Annotated in this window: 12 protein-coding genes; 9 read left to right on the forward strand and 3 right to left on the reverse strand. The window is 37.1% G+C overall.

All coding sequences use genetic code 11. The annotated features are described in order from the left end of the window. Positions 1-451: 451 nt before the first annotated feature. From rapA to pntB, 4 genes are all read left to right on the forward strand, one after another. Positions 452-3367 carry an RNA polymerase-associated protein RapA gene (gene rapA, locus E2R68_RS03790; RefSeq protein WP_134276186.1) on the forward strand — a complete coding sequence of 972 codons (2916 nt, stop codon included), beginning with the start codon at positions 452-454 and terminating at the stop codon, positions 3365-3367. Positions 3368-3433: 66 nt separating this feature from the next. Beyond that, on the forward strand, positions 3434-4096 hold the full coding sequence (locus E2R68_RS03795) for an RluA family pseudouridine synthase (RefSeq protein WP_134276187.1): 663 nt from the start codon (positions 3434-3436) through the stop codon (positions 4094-4096). Positions 4097-4402: 306 nt separating this feature from the next. Continuing rightward, complete coding sequence (locus E2R68_RS03800; RefSeq protein ID WP_134276188.1) at positions 4403-5947, forward strand: Re/Si-specific NAD(P)(+) transhydrogenase subunit alpha; 1545 nt, start codon at positions 4403-4405, stop codon at positions 5945-5947. 2 nt (positions 5948-5949) lie between these two features. Further along, positions 5950-7341: a Re/Si-specific NAD(P)(+) transhydrogenase subunit beta gene (gene pntB, locus E2R68_RS03805; protein ID WP_134276189.1), complete on the forward strand. Its 1392-nt coding sequence runs from the start codon at positions 5950-5952 to the stop codon at positions 7339-7341. Positions 7342-7438: 97 nt separating this feature from the next. Here the strand turns inward: pntB and E2R68_RS03810 are convergent, their stop codons facing one another. Further along, complete coding sequence (locus E2R68_RS03810; protein WP_134276190.1) at positions 7439-8206, reverse strand: DeoR family transcriptional regulator; 768 nt, start codon at positions 8204-8206, stop codon at positions 7439-7441. A 243-nt stretch (positions 8207-8449) separates the two neighbouring features. Between E2R68_RS03810 and E2R68_RS03815 the strand changes: the two genes are divergently transcribed. The 5 genes from E2R68_RS03815 to pfkB all read left to right on the forward strand — a co-directional run bounded on the left by E2R68_RS03815 (position 8450) and on the right by pfkB (position 15809). After that, entirely contained in the window at positions 8450-8944 is a 495-nt protein-coding gene (locus E2R68_RS03815) for a PTS sugar transporter subunit IIA (RefSeq protein WP_134276191.1), read from the forward strand. Between the two features lie 10 nt (positions 8945-8954). Continuing rightward, positions 8955-10355, forward strand: coding sequence for a PTS mannitol transporter subunit IIBC (locus tag E2R68_RS03820; RefSeq protein WP_134276192.1), 1401 nt, complete (start codon positions 8955-8957; stop codon positions 10353-10355). Between the two features lie 136 nt (positions 10356-10491). Continuing rightward, on the forward strand, positions 10492-13107 hold the full coding sequence (gene ptsP, locus E2R68_RS03825; protein WP_134276193.1) for a phosphoenolpyruvate--protein phosphotransferase: 2616 nt from the start codon (positions 10492-10494) through the stop codon (positions 13105-13107). 42 nt (positions 13108-13149) lie between these two features. Beyond that, positions 13150-14889 carry an alcohol dehydrogenase catalytic domain-containing protein gene (locus tag E2R68_RS03830; RefSeq protein ID WP_134276194.1) on the forward strand — a complete coding sequence of 580 codons (1740 nt, stop codon included), beginning with the start codon at positions 13150-13152 and terminating at the stop codon, positions 14887-14889. Next, positions 14889-15809: a 1-phosphofructokinase gene (pfkB, locus tag E2R68_RS03835; RefSeq protein WP_134276195.1), complete on the forward strand. Its 921-nt coding sequence runs from the start codon at positions 14889-14891 to the stop codon at positions 15807-15809. The genes E2R68_RS03830 and pfkB overlap by 1 nt, the downstream gene beginning before the upstream one ends. Before the next feature lie 115 nt (positions 15810-15924). Here pfkB and E2R68_RS03840 read toward each other — a convergent pair whose 3' ends face one another. Further along, positions 15925-16713: a M48 family metallopeptidase gene (locus E2R68_RS03840; protein ID WP_134276196.1), complete on the reverse strand. Its 789-nt coding sequence runs from the start codon at positions 16711-16713 to the stop codon at positions 15925-15927. An 81-nt stretch (positions 16714-16794) separates the two neighbouring features. Beyond that, positions 16795-17997, reverse strand: a complete 1203-nt coding sequence (locus tag E2R68_RS03845) for a multidrug effflux MFS transporter (RefSeq protein ID WP_134276197.1) — start codon at positions 17995-17997, stop codon at positions 16795-16797. Between the last annotated feature and the right edge of the window lie 101 nt (positions 17998-18098).

An 18098-nucleotide genomic window follows, 5' to 3' on the forward strand; every position in this document is an offset into this window, starting at 1 on the left:
AGGACTTTGATTTTTTTGAAATCACATCAACAATAAGTGCTCACACAGATTGTTTGATTAAATTGTTAAAGAGCGTGCCTTTCGGCTAGGCGGCGTATATTACGCGCCTTTCGAACAATGTCAACGTTTTAATTTAACTTAATTTCGAAGCGAACCTCGAAGCGTTAATACGTTGTGAATCATTCTCAAACTCGCTGGGTAACTTGCGTTCCGTCCCGTGTCTGTGGATGCGCATTATAGGGATTGAGATCACATTGGCAAGCGTTTATTTATAATTAATTACTGTTTGCTCAAATAACAAACAACATCACTTTTTCTTTCATTTATATGCTATTTTATTTTTCCTGTATTAATTCCATTTATCACTAGTATGTTTGATTGTGATTTAGGTAACATATACGGCTTTTCTGCTATTCAGTTTATTTTAGTAACAAGTGATGAGTGAGTTTTTATGACATTTTCGTTAGGCCAGCGTTGGATTAGTGACGCGGAATCAGAATTAGGTTTAGGTACTATTGTGGCAATTGAGGGACGTATGCTTACGCTTCTATTTCCAGCTTCCGGTGAACAGCGCCTTTATTCTATACAAGAAGCTCCGGTAACACGTGTTCGTTTTAATATAGGAGATGAAGTATTAAGCCATGACGACTGGACTTTGTTAGTTACTGATATCGAAGAAAATGACGATAATATCATTACTTATATTGGTACACGCGTTGATACTGGTGAAGAAACTAAATTAAAAGAGACTTTCCTTAATAACTTTATTAAGTTTAATAAACCTCAAGATAAACTTTTTGCAGGCCAAATTGATAAATTTGAGCGTTTTGTTTTACGCTATAAATCACTTGTGAATCAACACGAGCAACAACGATCTCATTTGCGTGGATTATTAGGTCCACGAGTAGATTTAATTCCTCATCAATTTTATATTGCAGAAGAAGTTGGACAGCGTCACGCACCACGTATTTTATTAGCAGATGAAGTTGGTCTTGGTAAGACGATTGAAGCAGGTTTGATTATTCACCAACAATTAATCACAGGCCGAGCAAAGCGTGTACTAATTGTTTTACCTGAAAACCTACAACATCAATGGCTAGTCGAAATGCTACGTCGTTTTAATCTACACTTTAGTATTTTTGATGAATCTCGTTGTGAAGAAGCCTATTTAGATGCAGTTAATCCTTTTGATACAGAGCAATTGGTTTTATGTAGTATCAATTTATTACGCAAACAAAAGCACTTAAAAAATGCCCTACTCGCGACTTGGGATTTATTGGTTGTTGATGAAGCTCATCACCTTATTTGGGATAAAGAAAAACCAAGTGCTCAATATAACGCGATAGAAAAATTAGCAAACTCTGTTCCTGGTGTTTTATTATTAACAGCGACACCGGATCAACTTGGTCACGAAAGTCATTTCGCGCGTTTACGTTTGCTTGATCCAAATCGTTTTTATGATTACCAAACCTTTGTTAAAGAAGAGATGAGTTATAAACCTGTAGTTGATGCTGTAAATCAACTTTTAGATGGTCAGTTTTTATCAGACTCAGCTAAAAATAGTATTACTGAGTTATTGTCTGAACAAGATGTTGAACCGTTATTAAATGTTATTTCTGATATTACGGTTGATGAAAGTGAACAACAATCAGCACAACGAGAATTAATAAAAGGTTTGTTGGATAGACATGGAACAGGTCGCTTGCTGTTTAGAAACACTCGCTCTGCTATAAAAGGTTTTCCAAAGCGTTTATTAAAATCAATTGCACTTGAATTACCTGATCAATATAAAACGGCCATCAAAGTTTCTAAAATGATGCCAGTAGGTGATCTTTCTGAACAAGCCTTTACAGCATTATATCCTGAACAAATTTATCAAGCATTTGAATCTGCAACCGATAATTCGTGGTGTGCTTTTGATCCTCGTATTAGTTGGTTAATTGATTTAGTCCAACAAAATAAAAATGAAAAGATATTAATTATTGCAGCACAAGCACAAACGGCACTCGCAATTGAAGAAGCATTACGAACACGAGAAGCAATCAAAGCTGCCGTATTCTATGAAGGTTTGTCGCTAATAGAACGTGATAAAGCTGCTGCGTACTTTGCGCAAGTTGAAGACGGCGCTCAAGTAATGGTCTGTTCTGAAATTGGTTCTGAAGGTCGTAACTTCCAATTTGCTCATCACTTAGTTTTGTTTGATCTACCTATTAATCCAGATTTATTAGAACAACGAATTGGTCGTTTAGATCGTATAGGTCAACGTTGTGATATACAAATCTACACGCCTTACTTAAAAGATACTTCACAAGGTTTTTTACAAAAATGGTATGAACAAGGTTTATCTGCATTTACTCAAACAACCCCAACAGGGCAAACTGTTTATGAAGCCGTTAAAGATGAACTCATTGAGTTGCTCGCAACGGGCAATAACGATCAACAACAGTTGGATAAATTAATACAACGAACAGCGAAATTAAATAACGAATTAAAAGCAGATCTGGAGCAAGGCAGAGATAGGTTATTAGAAATCAACTCAAGTGGCGTATTACAAAACAGTAATCTATTAGATGACATTACAGAAGTGGATCAATTGCCACATTTTACAGGCTTTGCTTTACAAATGTTTGATGTGCTAGGTGTACAGCAAGAAGATAGCAGTGAACATTGCTTAATTTTAAAACCAACAGATCATATGCTGGCTTCCGAATACCCAGGTTTACCTGAAGATGGAATGACTGTTACATTTAATCGTAAAACAGCATTAAGTCGTGATGATGTACATTATCTTACTTGGGAACATCCTTTAATAAGTAACGGAATGGATATTGTATTAAGCTCTGACACAGGGACAACTTGTGTAGCTATCTTAAAAAATAATTCACTGCCCGCTGCATCAACTTTCTTAGAACTTATTTATGTAGTTGAAGCATTAAATACAGATAATGCACAATTAAGTCGATTTTTACCTACAACGCCTATTCGTTTGTTATTAGATAAAAACGCTAAAAACTTAGGTGAGAATGTTACATTTGATAGCTTTGATAGACAATTAACTCCAATTAATCGTCATATTAGCCGCAAAGTAGCCAATGCATCACAAGCATTAATCCATCAATTAATTAAACAATCATTACCTACGGCACAATCGTTAATGGCTAATGTGATTGATGAAGCAAAACAAACAATGCAAGAGACGTTACAACAAGAAAGATCTCGCTTACTCGCTTTGAAAGCAGTTAATCCGAATATCCGTGAAGATGAAATTCAATTTTTACGTGATCAACAAACTAACTTTGAGCAAATATTAGATAATACACAGCTTAAATTAGACGCAATTCGATTTATTGTTTCAACTCATTCTTAACTTGCTTGGCTATCAGTTTTCATTAATTGATAGCCACTTATTTTAATCCCTATAGCAGAGATAAACATGCCAAATTTTGTTTATAACCCTCCGATGCAGCCTTATTTAGATATTATTTATCAGGATCAAGATATCGTAGTATTAAATAAGCCTTCAGGATTATTAAGTGTCCCAGGTAGAGATGCGTGGCATAAAGATAGCTTAGCATTGCGTGTTATGCGTGTATGGCCAAATGCTTGTGTTGTTCATCGTTTAGATATGGCAACGTCAGGTATCATTATTTTAGCTTTACGAAAATCAGCACAAAGTCATATGGGACGACAGTTCCAGCAAAAAGTAATTGATAAAACCTACTTTGCTAGAGTTGAAGGCATTATTAAACAAGGTTCTGGACTGATTGATTTACCATTACGTTGTGACTGGGAAAATAGACCCCGTCAAATTGTCGATTTTGAACAAGGTAAAAGCTCACAAACAGAATGGGAAGTAGTCAAAAGAGAAAAACAAACCACTTTAGTTAAATTGACTCCCCTTACTGGTCGCACTCATCAATTACGTGTACATATGCAACAACTTGGGCATCCAATTGTTGGTGATGAGTTTTATGCAACGGAGTTTGGAAAAAGGATCTCACCTGAAAGGTTAGCTTTACACGCAGGAAATATTACACTGACACACCCATCTACAGAGCAACGTATCTCTTTCGAATGTTCAGCACCTTTTTTGTAAAATTAACAAAAAACCATCAACGAAAGAACATAATAAGTCATTTATTAACACGTTGTTAACAAACAACACTTTCTTAGTCTCAATGGTTATATCAAGTAACCATATTTTTTATAAAAACGGCTTAAAGCTCTTGAAAAAAGTAGCCTAAGTCACATTTTTTTACTAAGCTTCACCACTATGAAATTTGTTGTAAAAAAACAACAATCTATGAAAGGTGTAAATGATCTAGATCTAACCACTTTTCCCAAATTAAACGTAAAATTTACTTCTATAAATTCTATAACAACAAGCGATCATGGACTTACTATGCAGATAGGTATACCTAGAGAGATCCAAGAAAATGAAAACCGTGTAGCCGCGACACCAAATACTGTCGAGTTACTGATTAAACAAGGTTTTACTTTTCTTGTAGAGAAAAACGCGGGAACAGCAGCTAGCTTTTCTGATTTAACTTACCAAGATGCAGGTGCTGAAATCAGCACAGATGCAGCAACGGTTTTACAATCGGATATTATTTTTAAAGTAAATGCGCCAACCCAAGCTGAAATTGAATTAATCAAAGAAGGCGCAACCTTAGTTAGTTTTATTTGGCCAGCACAAAATCCAGAGTTACTAAAACAACTAGAAGCTAAAAAAATTAGCGTTATTGCGATGGACAGTGTTCCTCGTACTTCTCGAGCTCAAGCATTAGATGCATTAAGCTCAATGGCAAACATTGCAGGTTACCGAGCAGTGATTGAAGCAGCTAATCAATTTGGTCGTTTCTTTACAGGTCAAATTACAGCAGCAGGTAAAGTGCCACCGGCTAAAGTACTAATCGTAGGTGCTGGTGTTGCAGGTCTTGCTGCATTAGGCGCTGCAGGTAGTTTAGGTGCGATTGTACGCGCATTTGATACACGTCCAGAAGTAAAAGAACAAATTGAAAGTATGGGCGCTGAGTTTCTTGAAGTAAATTATACAGAAGAAGAAACTGAAGTAAGTGCAACTGGCTACGCTAAAACCATGAGTGAAGGCTACCAACAAGCACAAGCTGAAATGATGGCAGAACAAGCTAAAGATGTTGATATCATCATTACAACTGCACTTATTCCAGGTAAACCAGCTCCTAAAATCATCTCTGAAGCAATGATTGCATCAATGAAATCAGGCAGTGTGATTGTTGATTTAGCAGCAGCGGCTGGCGGTAATGCGGCATTAACAGTTAAAGATGAAATATTTGAAACTGAAAATGGTGTAAAAATAATTGGTTACACTGATTTACCAAGTCGTTTACCAACTCAATCAAGTCAACTATATGCAACAAACTTAGTTAACTTAATGAAGCTACTTTGTAAAAACAAAGATGGCCAAATCGATATCGACTTTGAAGATGAAGTTATTCGAGGAGCAACGGTAGTTAAAGAAGGTGAAATTTCTTGGCCACCACCAGCAATTAGCGTGAGTGCAGCTCCTTCTGCAAAAGTAGAAGAAAAAGCGCCTGTTGTTGTTGAAGAAAAAGCACCAAACAAATGGATCAAGCCTGTTGGTGCAATTGTTGCTGCGGGTTTATTTGCTTGGGTTGCAAGCGTTGCTCCTACTGAGTTTTTATCTCACTTCACTGTATTTACATTAGCTTGTATTGTCGGTTATGGCGTTGTTTGGAATGTTGCTCATTCTCTTCACACTCCTCTTATGAGTGTTACCAATGCAATCAGTAGTATTATTTTAGTCGGAGCCCTACTACAAGTAGGCAGTGAATACTGGTATGTCAATGCACTTGCCCTGCTTGCAGTACTGATCGCAACCATCAACATCGTGGGCGGTTTCACCGTGACACACCGTATGTTGAAAATGTTCCAGAAGGATAAATAATTATGTCAGAAGGCTTAATCACAGCTGCTTATATCATTGCAGCAATCTTGTTCATTGCTAGCTTGAATGGTCTAAGTAGCCAGGAAAGCGCTAAAAGCGGGAACATCTTTGGCATCATCGGTATGAGCATTGCTATCATTGCAACAATTGGAGCAATGGTAAACAAGGGTGATGCAGGATCATGGAGCTATGTATTAGTTGGTGTTCTAATGATTATCGGTGCCGGTATTGGTACTCGTCTTGCGTTAAAAGTTGAAATGACATCAATGCCAGAATTGATCGCTATTCTTCACAGTTTTGTGGGTTTATCGGCAACTGTTATTGGTTTCAATTCATTTTTTGACCACGAAGTATTAATGGGTGCGGCAAAAACAATCCATGATGTAGAAGTCTTTTTAGGTATCTTCATCGGTGCGGTTACTTTTACAGGTTCAATCGTAGCATACGGTAAACTAAGCGGAAAAATAAACAGTAAACCATTAAACCTTCCAGGTAAAAATTGGTTAAATATCGCAGTAGTAGTGGCATCTGTTTTATTATTAATAAGCTTCATCAACGGCACAATGGGCGGGTTTGAATTATTAATCATGCTTATTATTGCGCTTGCATTCGGTTGGCACTTAGTTGCTTCAATCGGTGGTGCAGATATGCCAGTGGTTGTATCAATGCTTAACTCATATTCTGGTTGGGCTGCAGCTGCGACTGGTTTCATGCTAGCAAACGATTTATTAATTATCGTTGGTGCATTGGTAGGTTCAAGTGGTGCGATTCTTTCTTACATTATGTGTAAAGCAATGAACCGTTCATTTGTAAGCGTTATTCTTGGTGGCTTTGGTAACGAAGACACAGCATCTGCTGGTGACCAAGAATATGGAGAGCACACAGAAACAAGCGCTCAAGAAGTTGCAGAGTCATTAAAAGCAGCTAAGAATATTGTTATCGTACCTGGTTACGGTATGGCTGTTGCACAAGCACAATATCCAGTTGCAGAGATTACAAAACGTTTACGTGCTAAAGGTAAAAACGTACGTTTTGGTATTCACCCTGTTGCAGGACGTTTGCCTGGACATATGAACGTATTGCTAGCTGAAGCAAAAGTACCATACGATATCGTATTAGAAATGGATGAAATCAATGAAGATTTCCCTGATACTGATGTGGTATTAGTTATTGGTGCAAATGATACAGTTAATCCAGCAGCTAATGAGCCAGGCACACCTATTTCAGGTATGCCGGTACTTAGTGTTTGGGAAGCTGAAAAAGTAGTTGTATTTAAACGTTCAATGGGGGCAGGTTACGCTGGCGTACAAAACCCATTATTCTTTAAAGAGAACTCAGACATGTTATTAGGTGATGCTAAAGCATCGGTTGACGCGATTTTAACTAACCTTTAATCGTTTCTATTTACCTATTAAAAATCCGGAACAATGGCTAAATTGTTCCGGATTTTTTGTTTTGATAATCTATTTACATCAACTTATCTATAATGATTCATACTAAATAAACCTGAACATTATTCGCAATCAACAGCTCAACGATTTTAGGATCTGCCCTCTTTCCTGTAATAACAATATCTATTTTATCTAGAGAAAATAAAGAAACACCTCCAAAAAAACCTAACTTGCAAGACTCTAAAATCACCATGACTTTATCTGCATATTCCAACATTTTCTTTTCTTCAACAAAAGTAAGCACAGCTGATTTTGTTAAACCAGATTCCGTTAAACCATCCCCCCCAACAATTAAAAACCGTCCTTGATAAGATATATGTGTTTCTGGTGAAACCAGCATATTTTGGCTTTTACTATATTGCCCACCTAACACGACTAAGTGTGGGTAATTTTGTGTAATGAGATAAGTTAATAAAGGTAAGTAATTTGAAAATACATAGATGTTACTATCAATTAAGTATTTCCCCATTAAAAAGGGAATAGCGCCCTCGCCTACAAAAATATTATCTCGAGGTTGGCATAACTCAACTGCTTTTTTTGCAATTAAGTCAGCTTCTTCATAATCATGGTAATCTGAAATATTAGGATAAAAACCAATCATGCCCGGAGATTTGTCAACAATCGGTGACAATATTTTTTCAGCTCCATTACGTATTTTTTTAATTTTTCCTTCTGCATCTAAATCAATAATGTCCCGTCTTACTGTTGCAGGCGAACATTCTGCAACTTCAGTTAATTCCTGAACACTAGCAAATGAATGTTCTTGTAAATACATTATAATTTTATGCTGGCGAGCTTTTGCCGTCATTTTAAAACCTCATCATAAAAATAAGCCATTTTGATTATAGTTGATTAGTGTTTTTAAGATATCGTGTGATTTCACACATTTATGACTTATTTTGATTACATTTGACCAATAATGACAAATAAAAAACATTATTAATCATTGAATAAAAATAACTCATCATTTGACGTCAAACTAAACATCTACTTTTGACTAACTTCAAAAGCTTCATATACTTTATTTTATCTTTGAGTAGAGGTAAAAATAATGACGGAAAACCTGATCACAATTGAAACCATGATGTTGGACTTACCTTCTGATAGTAAAGCGGATGCATTACACAAAATTTGTGGGCATCTATTTCTACTTAGAAAAAGCCAAGATCCAAGTGCTCTTTATAATGACATCATGAAACGAGAAGAGATGGTCAGTACATTTGCAGGGCAACAAATAGCAATACCTCACGTAATTACCGACTACATATCTAGCCCAACACTGTGCTTTGTTCGTATCAATAATAAAGATTTCACTTGGAGCGATAACGATCAAAGTGTACGTATTATTTTTCTACTTTGTGTACCTACAGAAGTTAATTTACAACAATTAAGAGAATCACAGTCATATATTTTTTCTTCTATTGCTCAGTTAATGGGTAATACAAAAATGATTGATCTATGGCTCAACTCAAATAAAGCAGAAGACATACTAGATAGTTTGAAAACTGCCTTTGAATCAAATTTACACTCAACAATAAAATATTAGGAGCAAGGATATGCCTACAAATAATTTAAAAGTTGGCGTTCAATCGTTAGGACGTTTCTTAAGTGGAATGGTAATGCCCAACATTGGAGCCTTTATTGCCTGGGGCTTAATTACTGCATTATTTATACCTACAGGTTGGTGGCCAAATGAAAGTATGGCAAAACTTGTCGGTCCAATGATTTTATACCTCTTACCATTATTGATAGGTTATACCGGCGGTAAGATGGTTGGTGGTGAGCGAGGAGCTGTCGCGGGAGCCGTAACAACAATGGGTGTTATTGTTGGTACCGATATTCCAATGTTTATGGGGGCAATGATAGCCGGCCCATTAGGTGGTTACGCCATTTCTAAATTTGATCTTTTAGTGCATGAGAAAATTAAACCTGGTTTTGAAATGCTAGTGAATAATTTTTCGCTTGGTATTATTGCCATGATCACCGCATTACTCGCATATGTAGTAGTTGGTCCGGTAATATCAACTGTCACCGTTGCATTAGGTGATGGTGTTGGATGGATTGTTGAACAATCATTGTTGCCTCTTGTTTCAATCATTGTTGAACCTGCAAAAATTCTTTTTCTTAACAATGCAATTAATCATGGCGTATTCACACCATTAGGCGCAGAACAATCCGCTCAAATTGGCTCATCTATCTATTATCTAATTGAAACTAACCCTGGCCCAGGTCTAGGTATATTACTTGCTTATATGTTTATAGGAAAAGGTACCGCTCAAAAGTCTGCATATGGCGCATCAATTATTCACTTCTTTGGCGGGATCCATGAAATTTATTTCCCTTATGTATTAATGAAACCTCGTTTAATTTTTGCAGCTATTGCTGGGGGAATGGCTGGTATTGCATTCAACATGATAACTGGGAATGCATTAGTGGGTCCACCATCACCAGGGTCTGTATTTGCACTCGTACTTATGTCAACTAACGGTACAGGTATTTTATTAACTTTAGGGTCAATTGCAGTAGCAACAATTACATCATTTGTGGTAGCTGCTCTAATAATTCGTACCGACTCAACTGAAGCCAATGATTTAGCTGGCGCATCAGCAACGATAGAAGCCAATAAAGCAGAGGCTAAAGGCCAAACACCATCAGCTACAGAAACGACAGCAACTGCAGGCACAGTAAATATCAAATCAATCGTAGTCGCATGTGATGCAGGTATGGGTTCATCTGCAATGGGGGCAACTGTATTAAGAGGAAAAATTGATCAAGCAGGGTTAGATATTAAAGTGACTAATGCTGCTATTAATGACTTAACAGACGCTGACATTGTCATCACACAAGAAGAGTTAACAGCACGAGCAAAATTAAAATTACCTAATGCAAAACACATGAGCATTGGAAACTTTATGGATGCTAGTTTTTATGATGAATTAGTTAAAAGTTTATCGTAAAAAAGAGTTCCAAAAACGGGTTACAAATAACCAGTGTTAATAGAGTTAATTACCATATAGAGCCGAAGTAATTAAATATAAATCGGCTCTTTTAACACTAAATATGATTACCTTTAACTAATATGAGTTGAATCCTATGTCCTTTTTAAAAAAACTATTTAACACAACTGAACAAACGCCAGCTGTTGAAGAAAAGACAGAAAAATTACAACAACCTTCATCCAAGGTGCAGGGTGAACCTAATAAACTGAGCGTTGAATTAGACCAGATTCATTTACAACAAACATTCACCAATAAAGAGCAAGTCCTTACTTTTATTGCTGACAACATGGCTAAATTAGGCTTTGTAAATGGTAATTACCTTGATGCATTAACAGAAAGAGAAGAGAAAGTAAGTACTTACCTTATTAATGGAGTTGCCATTCCACATGGTGTTAATGAAGCAAAAGCATTAGTCACTAAAACAGGTGTTATTATTGTTCAAGTTCCTGCTGGCATTACATGGAATAAACAAGGCGATATTGCTAAATTAATCGTTGGCATCGCAGCTGCAAATAATGACCACCTGGCATTATTACAAAAACTCACTGCAGTGGTTATGGATCAAGCACTATCAGAAAGCTTAGCAAATACAGATGATGCTTATCAGATCATTCAAGCTTTAGGAGCAGAAAGCCAAGCTCAACCTACCATTGCAAAAGATTTTGATACTTCAAAACAAGCAACGATTGTAGATAAAGCCGGACTACATGCACGTCCAGCCAGCTTGTTAGCAGAACAAGCATCTACTTTTGCCAATACAGAAATCTCTATACGTAATGAGAACCAAAGTGCCAATGCAAAGTCTATGGCAGCACTTTTAACCATAGGTGCTAAATATGGCGATGCTATTATGGTTTCTGCACAAGGAGAACAAGCTCAAGCCGCAGTAGACACTTTAGTTAAACTAATTAATGAAGGATTAGATAACGAAACTGATAGTGAAAATGCAAACTACAATCCGCTATCTGGATTACCTGCTTTATCTAACCCTGTAGGTGACAATATATTTAACGGTCTAGCAGCTTCTCCAGGAATAGCGATGGCAAACAGCTATTTATTAAAAACAGTCAATAGAGAAATACAACAAATAGCGGACGACCCTGCTGTCGAATTAGCAACATTACAAGATGCGCAACAAAAAGCAATCATACAAACCGAAGAAATTTATCAGAAGCTATTGGAGAAAGCACCTAATGAAGCTGCTATCTTAAAAGCGCAAAAACAACTACTCAATGATGAAACAATTAATCAAGAAAGTGAAAAGTTAATCACACAAGGTAATAGTGCGGCATGGGCATGGCAGCAATCTATTGAATTGCAAATTGAAGCATTAACTGTCATTGAAGATGAACGTTTACGAGCTCGTATCGCAGATTTAGCAGATATCAGAGAACGCGTCATTAATATTATCCTACCCTCAGAGGATAATATTAGCTACCCAGATACTGATTTTATTTTACTGGCTAGTGATCTAACACCTTCACAAACAGCCGGGTTAGAAGGTACTCCTATTAAAGGAATAGCAACAGAATTAGGTGGACCTAATAGTCACATGGCAATACTGTCACGAGCTTTAGGGATCCCAGCTGTTGTAGGTATTGGTTCAGGAAAACTATCTAATATTAGTGAAGGACAAAAGGTGATTTTAGATCCCCAGTCCGCAACATTAATTGTCACACCAGATCAAACAACACAAGAAAAAGCACTACAATCATTACAAACATGGCAAGAAATGCAAGAGCAAGAAGCATTACATCAACATGAACCGGCCATCACTTTAGACGGTAGACATATTGATATAGTTTGTAATATAGCAAAACCACAAGATGCTGCTTGTATTTTAGAAAATGGAGGTGAAGGTGCAGGTTTACTACGTACAGAATTTCTTTTTGAATCATCACAGCAAGAACCTTCTATTGAAGAGCAAATAACCGCATTAAAAAGTATCGCAGGTAAATTAGGAGATAAACAATTAGTTATTCGTACTGCTGATATTGGTGGAGATAAACCTGTCTCATGGATGGATATGCCCCATGAAGATAATCCCTTTTTAGGTATACGTGGTGTTCGTTTATCTTTTCAACACGAAGATATGTTTAAACGTCAACTTGAGGCGATTTATCGTACTGCTATTTGGCAACATGAAAGCATAGGGAAATGTGGCATCCATATTATGTTTCCTATGATAGCTAAGATATCAGAATGGCATCGAGCTAAAGATCTCGCAGAGCTAGTACGCGCAGAGCTTAACGCTCCTAAACTCCCTCTAGGTATTATGATTGAAGTACCTTCTGCAGCACTAGTCGCTGATAACCTAGCTAAAGAAGTAGACTTCTTTTCTATCGGTTCAAATGACTTAACTCAATACACCTTAGCCATGGATCGATTAAACCCACATTTATGTAATGCGGCTGACAGCTACCACCCTGGATTATTACGTTTAATTAAAATGACGGTTGATGCTGCTGATGCTAACGGAAAATGGGTTGGTGTTTGTGGAAATATGGCAGCCGACCCAAAAATTGCATGTTTATTAGTAGGCTTAGGTGTACATGAATTATCTGTAAGCCCTGTCAATGTCCCTGCGGTAAAAAATATTTTACGTAGTGTCTCATTTGAGAAATTACAGAAAAAAGCACAAAAAGCACTGAACATGTGCAGTTCAGAATCAGTAATGGAAATGTACAAAACCCACGATGACTTGCTTTAACAGAACATTCTAATTTAAATATTATTGAAATGAGGTAGCACCATGACTAGCCAATATAAAAAATATCAAGATCTAAGCAACCCTATTCCAAGTAATACAATTACATGGAATATGTACGGAGCAGGTGTCGAAAACATAGGTAAAAATAATCAGCCTGAATCATTTGATGTGCCAGAGCCAGCGGATAACCAACTACTCGTTCGTGTTGATGCGGTTGGCTTATGTTTCTCTGATGTAAAACTGATCAACCAAGGTAGTAAGCACCCTAAATTATATAACCGAGATTTAAGTAAAGAACCGACTCGATTAGGTCACGAAGCAACGTTAACTATCATTAAAGTTGGTGAAAAACTAAATAATGATTTCAAAGTGGGTGAACGCTATGCGGTACAACCAGATATTTATCAAAATGGGAAAAGCACTGCTTACGGTTACACTGTTCCAGGTGGATTAACTCAATACCACTTAATTGGCCCTGAAGTATTAGAAACTGATGCAGGCTCTTGTTTATTAAAAGTATCTGATAAATTAGGTTTTGCTGAGTCAGCACTATTGGAACCATGGGGATGTGTTTGGGCTTCTTATACACAACGCCGTCGTTTACAACCAAAAGAGCAAGGCATTATGTGGATTGTAGGTCAAACCGATGACACTACAGAATATCAATTTAGTAATGGCTTACAGTCACCTGCAACCGTGGTATTAACCAATGTTTCAGAACAACTCACGGCATTAATAAAAGAAACAGCTCAAAATGTCATCATTCGCAATGATATTAGCATTGATAACTTAGCCGAAGTGAGTGAAGAATTAACTGGTGGAACAGGTTTTGATGACATTGTTGTACTATCTCCACACTCTGCAAAGGCATTAACAACCATTGCTAAACATGTTGCACGTCGAGGCACCATGAATATGGTAGGGAAAAAAGCAGTTGATGGTTTAGTTGATGCCGATGTCGGCCGCTTACATTACGATTACGTTGCATTTATAGGTAATCACGGCACCAATATTGCTGACTCTTATGGTGAAGAACGTAACCGCTGTGATTTACGTAAAGATGGCTTTTCAGTATTTGTAGGTGCAGGCGGTCCTATGGGTCAAATGCATGTGCAACGAGCAATCGAATTAAAAAATGGCCCTCGCCAAGTTATCGTGACTGATATTAATGATCAACGTTTAGCAGAAATAAAAGCCCGCTTTGCCACTATTACTGCCTCTAATAACTGTGAATTAATCACCTTCAACCCAATTAATAACCCACAAACATTACCAGAGTTTGTTAAACAGCAAAGCCAAGGTAAAGGTGCAGATGATGTGGTGGTGTGTGTACCGAATGCAGGCATTATGGCAGAATCAGCTACTTTCATGAAAGATGATGGTATGTTGGTATTATTTGCCGGTGTTCCAAATGGCACTCTTGCACCTGTTGACTTCAGCTCGATCTATTTAAACAATGCTCAATACACAGGTACATCTGGGTTAACCATTGCAGACCAAACAGTAGTCATGGATAACACTATCGCGGGTAATATCGCACCAGCAATTTGTGTGGCTGCGATTGGTGGCATGAATGTAGCTAAAGCAGGCATTGAAGCAATGATTGATGCGAAATTCCCAGGGAAAATACTAATATTCCCACAATTGGTCGATCTACCTTTACTGGGTATCGATGAATTAGCTGAGAAATTACCAGAAGTTGCTAATGCTTTAGGTGAAGGCAATACTTGGAATATCGCAGCAGAACAAGCATTATTTGAAGCCTTTATTAAGGATGCATAATGATTTATACATTAACACTTAACCCAGCTGTTGATTTGGAACTACAGATAGATCAGTTTCAATTCAATAGTGTGGCACGAGCGAAAAATTCTCGTATGGACTGTGGCGGAAAAGGTTTTAATGTTTCACGCATGTTACGTAATGTAAATATAGAAAGTACTGCAATGGGCTTCATTGGGGGTTATAACGGTCAACGCTTACAAACAGAATTGACTTCATTAGGTATCAAAACTAATTTTACTGAAATTAGTGGAGAGACTCGTACCAATGTATCTATTGTTGCACATGGTGAACAACGTCATATAAAAGTGAATGAAACAGGCCCTGAAATATCTAGTGTCGAATTAGCCAATTTAATTACTGCAATAAAGCAAAATTTAAAAGCAGGTGATTGGTGGGTATTAGGCGGCAGTTTGCCCTCTGGTGTTGATAGCACTATTTATGCAGAGCTTATTACATTAATTGAAAATGCAGGCGCATTTGCAGTCTTAGATTCAAGTGGTGAAGCATTAAGGTTAGGTTGTTTAGCCAAACCTACTTTAGCAAAACCTAACCTAGATGAGGCGAAAGAGCTATTAGGGCTATCAGATGAAGGACTAGATGATGCAGATCTTTGGTGTAAAGCGCTAGCAAAACAAGGGCCTAAAAACTTAGTCGTATCATTAGGTGAAGAAGGCGCATTATACGTATCAGGACAAGCATTTAAAAAAATAAGCAGCCCTGAAATAATCGAAGCTAATCCAATCGGTGCAGGTGATTCAATGGTGGCGGGAATCGTCTGGAGATTAAGTTTAGGGGAAACTTTACAGAAAGCATTACCATACGGTCTTGCCTGTGGCGCAGCAACAGCCAGTCGCCCCGGAACAGAGCTTGGATCATTAGAACAAGTCACTGAATTGGTTCATTCAATTAAAATTTAGTTAATATGCCACCTTAACTTTTTAAGTTGGCATATAAGATCCAGTAATACGAACGAATAATAACTACATTCTATTAATGTGGAATGTAGTTATTTACGTTACTTGTCACTTATGATTAAAGTAGGCACTGAGGTCTAGCGTGAGTACTTTTAGGTAAGCTTTTTAGCTCTTGTTGTAAGTTTTGAATACGTGTTTTATTCGATGGATGTGTTGAGAGAAATTCCATTGGTTCATTCCCACCTGATGCAACAGCCATATTTTTCCATAGATCAACACTTTGCTGAGGATCGAATCCAGCATTATTCATTAATTTTAATCCAATGATATCTGCTTCTGATTCTTGCGCTCTCCCATAAGGCATAATAATACCATATTCAACACCTAACCCTAATGCAGCCATTCCCATCTCTTGGTATTCACTACCTTCAATCATCGCTTTACCAGCGTCACTTCCATAACCAGCAATTTTAGTATTAGATAATCGCTCATTAGAATGGTTAGCTTGAACATGAGCTATTTCATGTCCAATGACAGCTGCTAGCTGATCTTGGTTTTTTGCGACATTAAGTAATCCAGTGTAAACACCAATTTTACCACCAGGTAATGCAAAGGCATTAATTTGTGGACTATCGAAGACAACAACTTCCCATTGATCAAAATCGGGCTGTTTGCCTAAAGTATTGGTAATGCTAGTACTAACACACTGAACATAAGTGTTAATTTTAGGGTCTGAATTGATTTTTTCTTGTTTTTTCATCTCTGCAAAAGATTGCTCACCTAACTGCGCCATTTCAGGGCCATCAAATAATAAAACTTGATTACGCCCTGTAGGAGATGATGTAACACAAGCACTTAATAGCACCGATGTACTTAACAAGAATAAAGTTGATATTGAATATTTCATCTATAAATCCATTTTTAAATTGATATTTGAATGACAATTATGTCAGTCTAAAGATGAGAATACTAATATATTATTGTTTAGTTAACTTTCATTATGTTCTTGATGCCAATGTTGATATTGAGGCAAGCACATAATAATTAATAATAGAACCGCACTTCCCCCGATCATAATGGCACTTGCATAGGGAGCTGTCAGGGGTGTTTGCTGTATAAGTCCAGTTAATAATGCAGCACCGCTCATTTGTATACAGCCTAATATAGCGCTTGCCGTACCTGCTCGCTCTCCAAAGGCACTAAGTGCCATCGAAGTCGCAGGGCCTAACAACAAAGCAAAACCAATACATAACAACAACATTGGAAGCATAAAAAAGAACCCTCCTATTAAAGGAGTATTGGCAGGAATTTGCTGCATAATAAGTTGAACAAAAGCAGATAATAACATTAAATATAATGCGCTATTAACCGTTTTGTGATTACCAAGTTTTTTAATTACTTTGGGAGCAACAAAACAAGCAATAATATTAATCACCGCATTAAAACCAAATAAATAGCTAAAAGTTAACTCAGTTAATCCTAAGTGTTTAATAATCCAACTCGGTGAATAGGATACATAAGTTAATATAGAGGCCATGCCAAGCATACAAGTGAGTGCATAGAAAACAAAGTGACTATTGTTTAGGATAGGTTGATAGCGTTTCCAATTATATAATCGACCGCTTGCTTGAGTAGCCTTAGGACGTGTTTCAGGTAACTTAAAAGCAACAACAAATAAAACCAATACAGCAAATAACATCATAAAAATAAATGTTGAACGCCAACCGAATTGTAATGCAAGTAACCCACCTAACGTTGGAGCTAAAGCAGGGATAACGCAAATAACACCATTTAAATAACTATAATAATGTGCGCTTTGTTGTGAATTAAAGCTATCTCTAACGGCACTAAATACAACAATAGAAGTGGCACAAGCTGCTATACCTTGTAAAACTCGAGCAAATTGTAAGTATTGGAAATCAACAACTAAGGCGGCTAACAGACTACTCGCGATATATAAACAAACACCAAAAAGTGCGATGGGACGTCGTCCAAAACGATCGGCAAGAGGCCCGATCAGAATTTGCCCAATCCCCATTGCGAACATAAATAGAACAAGTGTTGATTGCACTTGTGTATCAGAAACTGAAAACTCAAGGGCCATTTCAGGCATTGATGGTAAATAAATATCAATAGCAAGTGGGCTTAATACCACCATCATCATTAAAATAGGTAATAATTTACGGGTCATCATCAGTTCCTTTTAAAAACATGCTTTTTGTTTTCTATTTTATTCATACCGATCACATTAAATATGTTATCTAAATTTTGTACAGAAAAAACAATGGTAGA

The organism is Psychromonas algarum (assembly GCF_004376845.1).
GTDB lineage: Bacteria > Pseudomonadota > Gammaproteobacteria > Enterobacterales > Psychromonadaceae > Psychromonas.